General features: G+C 67.3%; 12 protein-coding genes. 5 read left to right on the forward strand and 7 right to left on the reverse strand.

Annotated elements, in window-relative coordinates:
- Nucleotides 1–35 precede the first annotated feature (35 nt).
- Nucleotides 36–737: a lysophospholipid acyltransferase family protein gene (locus ABZW16_RS02400; protein ID WP_354951332.1), complete on the reverse strand. Its 702-nt coding sequence runs from the start codon at nucleotides 735–737 to the stop codon at nucleotides 36–38.
- A gap of 122 nt (nucleotides 738–859) precedes the next feature.
- Here ABZW16_RS02400 and ABZW16_RS02405 point away from each other — a divergent pair, with 122 nt between their 5' ends.
- On the forward strand, nucleotides 860–1,447 hold the full coding sequence (locus tag ABZW16_RS02405; RefSeq protein ID WP_354951334.1) for a TetR/AcrR family transcriptional regulator: 588 nt from the start codon (nucleotides 860–862) through the stop codon (nucleotides 1,445–1,447).
- 74 nt (nucleotides 1,448–1,521) lie between these two features.
- Here ABZW16_RS02405 and ABZW16_RS02410 read toward each other — a convergent pair whose 3' ends face one another.
- Nucleotides 1,522–2,439 (reverse strand): ribonuclease Z, encoded by a 918-nt coding sequence (locus ABZW16_RS02410; RefSeq protein ID WP_354951336.1) that lies wholly within the window; start codon nucleotides 2,437–2,439, stop codon nucleotides 1,522–1,524.
- Nucleotides 2,439–3,617 carry an aminotransferase class V-fold PLP-dependent enzyme gene (locus ABZW16_RS02415; protein WP_354951338.1) on the reverse strand — a complete coding sequence of 393 codons (1,179 nt, stop codon included), beginning with the start codon at nucleotides 3,615–3,617 and terminating at the stop codon, nucleotides 2,439–2,441. Before ABZW16_RS02415 ends, ABZW16_RS02410 begins: the two co-directional genes overlap by 1 nt.
- A gap of 261 nt (nucleotides 3,618–3,878) precedes the next feature.
- Between ABZW16_RS02415 and egtA the strand changes: the two genes are divergently transcribed.
- The 4 genes from egtA to egtD all read left to right on the forward strand — a co-directional run bounded on the left by egtA (nucleotide 3,879) and on the right by egtD (nucleotide 8,475).
- The gene (egtA, locus tag ABZW16_RS02420; RefSeq protein ID WP_354951340.1) at nucleotides 3,879–5,207 is read left to right on the forward strand and encodes an ergothioneine biosynthesis glutamate--cysteine ligase EgtA; all 1,329 of its coding nucleotides are present in this window, start codon (nucleotides 3,879–3,881) and stop codon (nucleotides 5,205–5,207) included.
- A gap of 67 nt (nucleotides 5,208–5,274) precedes the next feature.
- Nucleotides 5,275–6,615, forward strand: a complete 1,341-nt coding sequence (gene egtB, locus ABZW16_RS02425) for an ergothioneine biosynthesis protein EgtB (protein WP_354951342.1) — start codon at nucleotides 5,275–5,277, stop codon at nucleotides 6,613–6,615.
- A gap of 55 nt (nucleotides 6,616–6,670) precedes the next feature.
- Nucleotides 6,671–7,507 (forward strand): ergothioneine biosynthesis protein EgtC, encoded by an 837-nt coding sequence (egtC, locus tag ABZW16_RS02430; protein ID WP_354951344.1) that lies wholly within the window; start codon nucleotides 6,671–6,673, stop codon nucleotides 7,505–7,507.
- Nucleotides 7,504–8,475, forward strand: a complete 972-nt coding sequence (gene egtD, locus ABZW16_RS02435) for an L-histidine N(alpha)-methyltransferase (RefSeq protein WP_354951346.1) — start codon at nucleotides 7,504–7,506, stop codon at nucleotides 8,473–8,475. Before egtC ends, egtD begins: the two co-directional genes overlap by 4 nt.
- Here the strand turns inward: egtD and ABZW16_RS02440 are convergent.
- The 4 genes from ABZW16_RS02440 to ABZW16_RS02455 all read right to left on the reverse strand — a co-directional run bounded on the left by ABZW16_RS02440 (nucleotide 8,472) and on the right by ABZW16_RS02455 (nucleotide 10,633).
- Nucleotides 8,472–9,122, reverse strand: coding sequence for a DUF2461 domain-containing protein (locus ABZW16_RS02440; protein ID WP_354951348.1), 651 nt, complete (start codon nucleotides 9,120–9,122; stop codon nucleotides 8,472–8,474). The genes egtD and ABZW16_RS02440 overlap by 4 nt on opposite strands.
- Nucleotides 9,123–9,279: 157 nt before the next feature.
- Nucleotides 9,280–10,095 carry a hypothetical protein gene (locus ABZW16_RS02445; RefSeq protein ID WP_354951350.1) on the reverse strand — a complete coding sequence of 272 codons (816 nt, stop codon included), beginning with the start codon at nucleotides 10,093–10,095 and terminating at the stop codon, nucleotides 9,280–9,282.
- Nucleotides 10,096–10,145: 50 nt separating this feature from the next.
- On the reverse strand, nucleotides 10,146–10,406 hold the full coding sequence (locus ABZW16_RS02450; protein WP_354951352.1) for a hypothetical protein: 261 nt from the start codon (nucleotides 10,404–10,406) through the stop codon (nucleotides 10,146–10,148).
- A 71-nt stretch (nucleotides 10,407–10,477) separates the two neighbouring features.
- Nucleotides 10,478–10,633, reverse strand: coding sequence for a hypothetical protein (locus ABZW16_RS02455; RefSeq protein WP_354951354.1), 156 nt, complete (start codon nucleotides 10,631–10,633; stop codon nucleotides 10,478–10,480).
- Nucleotides 10,634–10,792 lie beyond the last annotated feature (159 nt).

Consider the following 10,792-nt stretch of genomic DNA (forward strand, 5'->3'; position numbering starts at 1 on the left):
TTGTCCGATCTGGGCGGCGAATCGGGGGCGGAAAGCTACGAGCGGTTCGAACCGAAAGTGGCGGCGTAGCGGTCGACGTAATTGCGGCCGGATCGCGCGGCCAACTCCCGCATCAGCTCGTCGGTGGCGGCGCGGACCGGGGAGGTGGCCGCAGTGTCGGTCGCGGTGTGGATCGCGCGGCTCGGGGGAACATGCGGGTAGTAGCGCGGCGTGCCGAAGCTGATGCGCACCTTGCCGAAACGCGGCAATTTGGCACCGCGCGGATTCACCTTGTCGGTACCGGAGAGCACCACCGGAATCACCGGCGCGCCGGTCGCCATGGCGACGCGCAGTGCACCGGTGCGGCCGCGGTAGACGCAGCCGTCCGGGGAGCGGGTGCCCTCCGGGTGGATCGCCCAGATATCACCCGATTCCAGGATCTTGGTGGCGGCGTTCAGTGCGTCCGCCGCGGCGGTGCCGCCGGTGCGGTTCACCGGGACCTGACCCAGGACGGTGAAGAACCAGCGCAGGAACCGTCCCTTGAGTCCGGTGCCGGTGAAGTACTCCTGTTTGGCCAGGAAGGTGACGCGGCGGGGCAGCACCAGTGCGAGGTAGAGGGAATCGAGCACTGCGAGGTGGTTGGCGGCGATGATCACCGGTCCGGTGCGTGGCACGTGCCGCCGACCCTCCACTGCGGGCCGACCGAGCAGTCGCAACAGCGGGCCGACCAGCACGTACTTGAAAAACCGGTACCACACATGAGCCTCCGAGAGAGTTGCCGTAGACACTGTCTACCACGCGAGTGTAGACAGTGTCTACTATTGTTGGTAGAGGATTCTGCTTATGTGACGCAGTCGAGGTACCGGTGAGGAGCGATTCGATGGCTGACGTAGACAATGTCTCCATGGTCGGAAATGAGCCCCTGCGCGAACGGTTGGTCGGCGCCGGGGTCGACATGCTCGAAGAGGTGGGCGTCGGGCAGCTCGGTCTGCGGGCGATCACCCGCGCGGCCGGGGTCTCTCATGGTGCGCCGCGCCGTCACTTTCCCACCCACCGTGCGCTGCTGGCCGCCATCGCCGCCCGGGGTTTCGCCGATCTCATCGATCAGTTTGCGAAGGCACGGGAGGAAGCGACCACGCCGCGCGAGCATATGCAGCGCATGTCGGTGGCGTACGTCGAGTTCGCCGGTGAGCGCCCGGAGATGTTCACCCTGATGTTCCGTCACGACCTGCTCGAGGGTTCCGGCGAGAATCTGCGTTCGATCACCCTGCCGCTGTTCGAACGCTTCGCCGCGCTGGTCGCCGAGGCCGCGCCGACCGCCGACGATCCGAGGGCCACCGCGATCGCCCTGTGGACCAATCTGCACGGCATCGCCACCCTCCAGGCCAACCGCAGTCTGCGCCTCGTCATCCCGGGAGCCAGCGCCCCCGCCCTCGTCGCCCAGGTCCTCGCGTTGCACCTGACCTGACAGTCGCACCCCCCACTTGCGATCCGAGCCTGCTCACAGCCGGGTGTGAGCAGGCTCGGACCGCCGTCATGGAGCTAACGGCGTTGGGGGAGTGGGATTCTCGCGAGATCGGTGGCGATGACGATCTCGCCGGTGAAGTACTCGGACGCCTCGTCGAGATGGCCGTCGAGGTCGCGGTAGCGCTGGGAGAAATGGGTCAGCACCAGGGTGCGCACACCTGCCTCGGCGGCGACCCGGGCCGCCTGCCCGGCCGTGAGATGGCCGTATTCTTCGGCGAGGTGGGCGTCGGCGTCCAGGAATGTCGCCTCGATCACCAGCATGTCCACGCCAGAGGCGAGTATCTCGACGCCGGGGCACATCCTGGTGTCCATCACGAAAGCCACACTCTGTCCCGGTCGCGGCTCGCTGATATCCGCCAGAGTGATCGTGCGCCCGTCGTATTCGATGCTGCCCGCGCGTTGCAACTGCCCGATCGCCGGGCCGTGCAGGCCGTGCTCGGCGAGTCGTTCGGGCAGGATGCGCACACCGCTCGGCTCGGTGAGCCGGTACCCGAAGGCCTCGACCGGATGCGACAGCGCGACCGCTTCGAGGACGAACGGTGCGCCGGGCGCGTCCAGCGCACCGGGATCAGCGATCGGATGCGCCCGCAGGTCGATGGTGCGGTAGAACGCGCTGGCATTGCTCAGTCGTTCGAAGAACTGTTCGCCCGAGGCGGGGTAGTACACGTCCACCGGATGGGCGACCTTGTCCAGATTGATCCGCTGGATGATGCCGGGCAATCCGAGGCAGTGGTCGCCGTGGAAATGCGTCACCGCGATCCGGGTGATGTCGGTGACCGAGACGCCCGCATAGGTCATCTGGCGCTGGGTGCCCTCGCCCGGATCGAAGAGGATGCCCTCATCGCCCCAGCGCAGCAGATAGCCATTGTGGTTGCGCTGCTTGGTCGGAACCTGACTCGCGGTGCCGAGGACGACCAGTTCCCTGGGGGACATCAGAGCGCCGCGACCGCGGCCACGAACCGGTCCAGTTCCTCGAAGCCGACGAAGCAGTGCGGTGAGGCGCGCACCACCGAATGGAGTCCGCGCGCGGTCATATCGAGCAGGGTGGAGCTGGCATGGCTGGCTGTCACCGTAATGTTCTGTGCCGCAAGGCGATCACGCACTTCGACGGCGGGAATTCCATCGACGGTGAAGGATACGATGCCGCTGTGCCGGATGCCGATATCGCGCACAGTGACTCCGGAGATTTCCGGCAGCGCTTTGCGTAGATGTTCGGCACGGGCGGCGATCGCGGTATAGACGTCCTCGGGTCCGAGGTCGAGCAGGTACCGCACGGCCGCGCCGAGGCCGAGTCGGGCGGCGACATCGCATTCCCAGAATTCGAAGCGGCTCGCGTCGGGCAGCATGGTGTACGCGTCGGGGCCGGTCCACTGAGCACTGTGCAGGTCCAGCCGCTGCGGTTCCATCGACGCGGCCAATTCCGGTCGCACATAAAGGAATCCGGTGCCGCGCGGCCCGCGCAGCCATTTGCGGCCGGTGACCGAGAGCGCGTCGACACCCAATTCGGCCACATCGATCGGCAGCTGTCCGGCCGACTGGCAGGCATCGAGTAGTACGAGCGCACCGACCGAATGCGCGATCCTGGTGGCCTCGGCGGCCGGGTTGACCAGGCCGCCATTGGTCGGGGCGTGCAGCACCGATACCAGCTTGACGCGCTCGTCGACCAGCTCCGCGAGTGCGTCGAGATCGATTTGACCGCTGCCGTCGCTGGGAATCGGCTCGACCACCGCACCGGTGGCCTTGGCGCGCTGCAGGGCGGCGATCGCATTGCTGGCGTAGTCGGCGTCCGAGATGAGAATGCGGTCGCCGGGTGCGAGCGGGACGGAGTAGAAGAAGTCGGCCCACGCACGGGTGGCACTGTCGCTGAGCGCGATGCTGGTCGGATCGGCATTGATGAGCGCGCCGATATCGGACTTCACGGCGGCGAGGTCGTCGAGTCGCTCGTTCGCCGCGCGGTAGCCGCCGATTTCGGCCTCGCGCCGCAGATGGCCGATCACGGTATCGAGCACGATCCGCGGCGGCAGCGACGAACCCGCGCTATCGAGGAAGACCAGGTCGGATCCGGACTCGTAGCCCGGGGTATCGGCACGTACGCGATTCTCGTCCAGCATGTCGACGACAGTATCGCCGAAACGGGCCCAGCGCGCCGTCGCGCGGGGTCGGTGCAGCTCGGCGGCCGGGCCACGGGTGCTGGCCGGGCGTGACCATGAATTCAGATTCTTGTCACATCTTTTGTCGGTGCCCCTCGTTACCCTGGGTTGGGTCGGCGCACTGGAATACGACGAGCAATCGCGGCGATACAGAACTACCGAGACAACTACCGGCAGACGAACCCCGACTACGGGTATCCGGTTCACATGGTGGAGGTTGGTATGGCGGTTACGCTCGAGCACCCGGAGCGGGTCATCGCGCTGGAGCACGGTGAACTGTCCTCGCGTGCTGCGGCCGAGGCCTATATCGAAAAGATCTGCTTCAAGTTGGGCCCACCGACGCTCATCGGCGCCGAACTCGAGTGGCTCACCGTGCAGGGTGAGTGTTCGCCGTCCGGTCCACTGGCCGCCCCCCGCCCGCAGCTGACTGCACTCGCAGATGCACTCGGACCCTATGCACCGCGGTCCATCGCCCCCGATTCACCGGCACTCTCGCTGCCAGGGGGCAGCCGGGTCACCATTGAACCCGGCGGTCAGATCGAACTCTCCAGCGCCCCGTTCGCCGCTGCCGTGCAGCTGTGCGAGGGTTTGTCCGCTGATGCCAGGATGCTGCGGGATCTGCTCGAATCCCGATCCATCCGCACCGTCTCCGCCGCCGCCGATGCGGACCGCCGCCCCAAGCGGGTATTGCGGTTACCGCGCTATCGCGCCATGGAAGAGTCCTTCGGCGGCATCGGCCCCTTCGGCAAATTGATGATGTGCAATACGGCCGCGACCCAGGTCAGCGTCGATGCCGGTGCCGACCGCGCCGAGGTCACCGCCCGATGGAATGCGCTCTACATCATCGGTCCCACGCTGGTCGCCGCCTTCGCCTGCTCGCCGGAATTGCGCGGTGCGCCCGTTGGCGCATGGGCATCCCAGCGCATGCGGAGCTGGTTGCGCCTCGACTATGCCCGCACCCGTCCCGCGGCGGAGTCCTGGCCCGATCCGGTCCAGGGCTATGCACGCTGGGCCCTGGATGTCCCGCTGCTGTGCGTTCGTGGCCCCGATGGCGTAGACGACGATGGCGAGATCGGCTGGGCCGCGCCGCCGGGCGCGACCTTCGCGGACTGGCTGTCCGGTGCGCTGGACGACGAGATCGGACGTCGCCCTGAGCTCGGCGATCTCGACTACCACCTGACCACCCTGTTCCCGCCGGTGCGGGCCTCGGGGCATCTGGAGATCCGTTATCTGGACGCCCAGCCGGACAACGACTGGACCGTCCCGATCCACGTATTCGACGCCCTGCTGTCGTCCCCGGATATCGTCGCCCAGGCGAGCGCGGTCGCCGCGCCGATCGCGGGCCGCTGGCTCGACGCGGCCCGCTGCGGGCTGGCCGATCCGGAGATCCGGGCCGTCGCGGTGGAGCTGCTGACCCTGGCCGCGGCCCATGCGGCGAGTCCGGCGGCCGCCCGGGAGATCGAGTCCGCGGCCGAGCGATGTCGCAGCGGTCGCACCCCGACCGGCGAACTCGCTTCGCAGCCCGCGGATCAGCACGAGGACCGCCCATGACCGAGGCATCGCGGCGCAGACCGCCGCTTCGAGTCGCTGGCCAGAACGAGTTCCGGAGATGTTCATCGTGACCATTCAGTACCCCGCAACAGATAATTCCGGCACCGAGCGATTGCGTGACCGGATCGCCGAAGTGCTCACCCGCGCACGGGAGCGCACCGTCGGACTCACGAACCTCGACGAGGCGGAACTGGTCGCACAGCATTCGCGACTCATGAGCCCGCTCGTCTGGGATCTCGCCCATATCGGCAACCAGGAAGAGCTATGGCTGGTACGCGATGTCGGCGGGCGCGACGCGGTGCGCGCCGATATCGATGAGCTCTACGACGCGTTCAAACATGCCCGCGCCAATCGTCCCGAGCTGCCGCTGCTCGACCCGACCCAGGCCCGTGGCTATGTCGGTACCGTGCGCGACAAGGTCTGGGATGTGCTGGACACCAGCGCTTTACACGGTGATCCGCTGGTCGACGGCGGATTCGCCTTCGGCATGATCGCCCAGCACGAGCAGCAGCACGACGAGACCATGCTCGCCACCCACCAGTTGCGCACCGGCCCCGCCGTACTGTCGGCACCGGCATCGCCCACGGCGCCGAATCCGGTCGGTGGCGAAGTCATCATTCCCGCAGGCGAATTCACCATGGGCACCTCGACCGACCCGTGGGCACTCGACAATGAGCGCCCGGCGCATCCGGTGCACGTGCCCGCCTTCGCCATCGACACCGCACCCATCACCAATGCGCAGTACCTGGCCTTCATCGCCGACGGCGGCTATGACCGGCCGGAACTGTGGTCCGAACGTGGTTGGGCGCACCGGCAGCAGGCGGACCTGGTCGCGCCGCAGTTCTGGGAGCGCGATCCGGCCGGGCACTGGTGGCGTCGGGTTTTCGGCGTGATGACCCCGGTGCGTCCGCAGCAGCCGGTGCTGCACGTCTGCTGGTTCGAGGCCGAGGCCTACGCCACCTGGGCCGGTAAGCGCCTGCCCACCGAGGCGGAATGGGAGAAGGCGGCCCGCTTCGATCCGGAGACCGGAACGTCGCGCCGCTACCCATGGGGTGACGCCGAACCGGGCGAGGCCACCGCGAATCTCGGTCAGCGCCATCTGGAACCGGCCGATGTCGGTGCGTACCCGGCGGGTGCCTCCCCGGCCGGAGTGCACCAGCTCATCGGTGACGTATGGGAATGGACCGCATCGGGTTTCGAGGCCTATCCGGGCTTCCGTGCGTTCCCCTACGCCGAATATTCCGATGTCTTCTTCGCCGGTGACTACCGGGTCCTGCGCGGCGGCTCCTTCGGCACCGATCCGGTCGCCTGCCGCGGCACCTTCCGCAATTGGGACCATCCCATCCGCCGGCAGATCTTCTCCGGTTTCCGCCTGGCCCGCGATCTGCGAAAAGGCGAGGGCGAGTGAGGATATCGGCACTCGAGTTCCGCGGCCGACAGGTGACCACGGGAGGTGGGTACTGATGTGTCGACAGCTCGGCTACGTCGGTCCCACGGTGCGCGTCGGCGACATGCTGACGCTCGGCTCGCATTCCCTGCGGACTCAGGCGTGGGCACCGAAGGATATGCGCGGCGGCGGCACGATCAATGCCGATGGGTTCGGTGTGGCCTGGTGGCGGGAAGTCGATGACGCGGTGACCGTCAGCCGGTATCGCAATCCGGCGCCCATCTGGACCGACCCGGCGGTGGAAGAGGTACTGCCGCAATTGGAATCGTGGGCGGTGCTGGCCGCGGTGCGTTCGGCCAGCGTGGGTATGCCGGTCGAGCGGAGCGCCTGTGCGCCGTTCACGCACGGCCGCTGGGCGTTCGGCCTCAACGGCCTGATACCGGACTGGCGCCGGGCCCTCAGCGCGGTTGCCGAGGAATTCGGCTCCACCGCATCCGAACTCGGCGCGGGTCAGCTCTTCGAGCCGGTGCAGTTGCTGGAGGCCGAATCCGCGACCGATTCGGCGACACTCTGGATGATTCTGCGCGGCCTGCTGTCCACCGACTCGCCCGATGGTTCATGGGCGGCAGCACCGGCGGCGTTGAGTCTGCTGGTGGCCGCGGTACTGGACCGATCGCCGGACGCCAGACTGAATTTGCTGCTCGGTGACGGTCAGCAGCTGTGGGCGACCACCGTGTCCCACTCACTGTCGGCCCTGGTCACCGACGATTTCGCCATTCTCTGCTCCGAACCCTTCGACGACGATCCACGCTGGCAGCCGATTCCGGATCGGCAGCTGGTCAGCGCCAGCCCCGGCGCGCTGACGGTGGCACCCCTGCTCGCTGTCCCAAGCACGAAAGGCTCACTCCGATGACCGCACCGACGCTGGAGATCCACCTATCCGATGACGACCTGACCTCGGCGTTGCGCGCGGATGCCAGGCTCGGCCTGACCGCGGACCCGAAGTGGCTGCCGCCCAAGTGGTTCTACGACGCCCGCGGCAGTGAACTGTTCGAGCAGATCACCGAGCTCCCCGAGTACTACCCGACCCGCACCGAACGCGCGCTGCTGGAGCAGGTGGTCGGCGAGATCGCCCGCACCGCGCAGGCCGAGGTCCTGGTCGAACTCGGCTCGGGTTCGGCGGCCAAGACCAGGCTGTTGCTTTCCGCGCTGACCACCGAGGGTCCGCTGAAAACGTATGTTCCGCAGGATGTCTCGTCCTCGGCGCTGCGGGCCGCCGCGGCCGAGATCGCGGCCGAGTTTCCCGGTCTCGCGGTGCACGGCGTGGTCAGCGATTTCACCGACACCCTGCACAATCTGCCGGGCGGCGGCCGCCGCATGATCGCCTTCCTCGGCGGCACCATCGGCAATCTGGTGCCCGCCGAACGCGCCGAATTCCTGTCCAGCATCTGCGACGTGCTGGAGCCGGGCGAGCGATTGCTGCTCGGCGGTGGTCTGGTCATCGATCCCGCGGTACTGGTACCGGCCTATGACGATGCGGCCGGTGTCACCGCCGAGTTCAACCGAAATGTGCTGCACGTCTTGAACAATCGGCTCGACGCCGATTTCGAGCCCGATAAGTTCGCCCACGTCGCCATCTGGGATGCCGAGCACGAGTGGATCGAAATGCGCCTGGAGGCAACCGAAGATATGACCGTGACCGTCCGGGAGCTGGATCTCACCGTCCAGTTCGCCCGCGGCGAGCAGATGCGCACCGAGATCTCGGCCAAGTTCCGCATCGACGGACTCGACGCCGAACTGGCCACCGCTGGTTTCAAGACCGAACAGGTCTGGACCGATCCGGATGACCGATTCGCCCTCGTGCTCGCGGCGCGCAGCTAGAACCGGTCGGGCGCGCCGCCGACCACCGCGCCGAGCCATTCGATGAAGGGCCGCATCGTCTCCCAGGCGGTGCGGACCTCCTTGGCGGCCCGGGGCTTGTCCAGCCAGGCCGGTGCGCCGAATTCCTTACTGCAGGTGAGCGATTTGTGCCGCAGCAGATCGATGCGCGGATGGTCGGCGTCGTAGCCCTTCGGCTTGGTCTTCAGCTGCTCGCCGCCGATGGTGAACTTGGCCTTGGTGAGCTTCGCCAGGATCGCCGCCAGCTCCGCGCCGCGCACCTCGTCATCGATGGTGGTGCGCAACTGGGCGATCTGGGCGGGCGAACCCGCATAGAATCCGCCGCCGACGAACAATCCGGCCGCGCTGATCTGCACGTACCAGCCGGTACCCGGTGCGACGCTGACCACCGCGCCCTGGGCCGTCTTGTAGGGCACCTTGTCCTTGGCGAAGCGCACGTCCCGGTACGGCCGAAAGATCTTGGCGGTGCCGAAGTCCGCCTCCAACTCCGCGGTCAGCGCGACCATCGGCGCCTTGACCGCTTCCTCGTACACATCCTTGTGCGCGGTCCAGAAGGCCTTCGAGTTATCGGCCTCCAGATCCTCGTAGAAGTCGAGTCCCGCCAGCGGGAAACCAGTGAATCCGCTCATGCGCACAACCTAGCGTCAGAGCACAGTCCAGAGCTTGGACGGCGCCGGTCCGGTGCGAGATCCGCGTAGCAGTCCAGGCCCGCGAGCGGGAATCCGCCGAATCGACTCATGGGTACAACGCTACGACGCGCGTCCGATGCATCGAGACGGTGGTCGGTCAGTCGGAGTCCGGGACCATGCTGCCGCTGAAGACGGCGTAGACCATGATCAGTCCGACAACCAGGGAGATCGCCGATGCGATGGCGGCCCACTTGCCGAGGGATTCGCCCTTTCGGTGGCCGATGATGCCGAGAACGATGCCCATCGGACCGAACAGGTACGGGCAGAACAGCAACGAGATGCCCGCGCAGACGAAGCCGATGATCGATAGGGTCTGACTATCGGACCGTGCGCCCGTCTTGCGGTACGGCTCATACGGCTGCTGGGTGTAGGCGCCGGGATAGCGGCTGTACGGTAATTCCGGCGCGGTGTCCCCGATCGGCGGATAGACGGTGCCCGGCGGATAGGGCTGCTGGTCGTATGGTGTTCCGGCCGCGGTGTCCCACGGTTGCGGCGGTGTGGGCGATTGGTTCGGTGCGCCCGTGCTGTCCGAGGGTTGGCCCTGCTGAGCACTCTGTCCCAACTCTTGTCGGGGGTGACCCGCGGGGCCCGATGGCTGAGGCTGCGAGAGATCGCCGGCCGCCGCGCTCGACGGCTGCGGTTGCGTCGCCAGATCGGGTGCGGTTTCGGCGGCCGCGCGCTGAGCCGGTGTCTGCGCGTTCTCCGGGTGCGCCGCGGAATCCGGCGCGGCGGATGGGGGCGGAACCACTCCGGCAGGCTCGGCCTGCGGTGACTCCCACGGCCCGGTTGCCGCCGGTGTCGCCCGGTCCGTATCCGTGGACTCGACCGGCTCGGGCGCGCTGGCCGCGGGTTTATCGGCCGCCGGTTGCTCGGGCGGCTCGGCATCGCGCTCGGGATCCTGCGGAGTGGTCATCGAACTCTCCTCGTGTCGGCGGCTGCGGGATGCCACGCCGGGGCGGTGCGCTACAGGTCGATGTCGCGGACGATCTCCATCGCTGCCGCCTCGGCAGGCCGTTCGTCCTCCTCGGCGAGTTCGGCGGCCTGCTGCTGCGCGGTCCACTCCTGTTCGAGTTCGTCGCCGATGCCGAGCCAGCCGTCATCGTCGTTTTCGCGATAGCGAATGTGCAGGTCATCGGGCGGATCCTCGATATTGCGCCGATACGCGCGGATATCGTCTTCCTGCCTGTCGTCCCCCATATCCAAGTCGAGTGGGTCGCGGTCCATACCCCCAGTATCCCCCGTGACCTCGGTGGCAAAAGGGGATCCGATGGTTGCGAGCGGCGATCGGCAAACGCTCAGCTGACGGCGCCGAGCAATCCGACAAAGGCGATGACCAGGATGATCGCGTTCGCCAGCAGCGCGCCGTTGGCGGTGGCCGCCCATTTGCCAAGGGATTCGCCCTTGTTGTGGCAGATGATGCCGAGGACGATGCCCGCCGGTCCGGTGATCACGATGGGGAGCCGCAGAACATCACGACCGACAGCACAGTGGCGGCCAGACAGGCGAGAAGATCGGCGCCAACTGGCACAAGGGTATACACCCGAACGACAATGGCGGCTCGGACATCGTCCGAGCCGCCATGACCTTCATGCGCAATGCCTGATTTCGTG

Origin of the sequence: Nocardia sp. NPDC004604, from assembly GCF_040609795.1 — a bacterium.
In the GTDB taxonomy this organism is placed as follows: domain Bacteria; phylum Actinomycetota; class Actinomycetes; order Mycobacteriales; family Mycobacteriaceae; genus Nocardia.

What these genes read in the sequence shown, in the direction of transcription:
- ABZW16_RS02445 (WP_354951350.1), bottom strand. Translation starts at nt 10,095, where the DNA reads ATGACCACTCCGCAGGATCCCGAGCGCGATGCCGAGCCGCCCGAGCAA.
- ABZW16_RS02450 (WP_354951352.1), bottom strand. Translation starts at nt 10,406, where the DNA reads ATGGACCGCGACCCACTCGACTTGGATATGGGGGACGACAGGCAGGAA.
- egtD (WP_354951346.1), top strand. Translation starts at nt 7,504, where the DNA reads ATGACCGCACCGACGCTGGAGATCCACCTATCCGATGACGACCTGACC.
- ABZW16_RS02440 (WP_354951348.1), bottom strand. Translation starts at nt 9,122, where the DNA reads ATGAGCGGATTCACTGGTTTCCCGCTGGCGGGACTCGACTTCTACGAG.
- ABZW16_RS02415 (WP_354951338.1), bottom strand. Translation starts at nt 3,617, where the DNA reads ATGCTGGACGAGAATCGCGTACGTGCCGATACCCCGGGCTACGAGTCC.
- ABZW16_RS02405 (WP_354951334.1), top strand. Translation starts at nt 860, where the DNA reads ATGGCTGACGTAGACAATGTCTCCATGGTCGGAAATGAGCCCCTGCGC.
- ABZW16_RS02410 (WP_354951336.1), bottom strand. Translation starts at nt 2,439, where the DNA reads ATGTCCCCCAGGGAACTGGTCGTCCTCGGCACCGCGAGTCAGGTTCCG.
- egtC (WP_354951344.1), top strand. Translation starts at nt 6,671, where the DNA reads ATGTGTCGACAGCTCGGCTACGTCGGTCCCACGGTGCGCGTCGGCGAC.
- egtA (WP_354951340.1), top strand. Translation starts at nt 3,879, where the DNA reads ATGGCGGTTACGCTCGAGCACCCGGAGCGGGTCATCGCGCTGGAGCAC.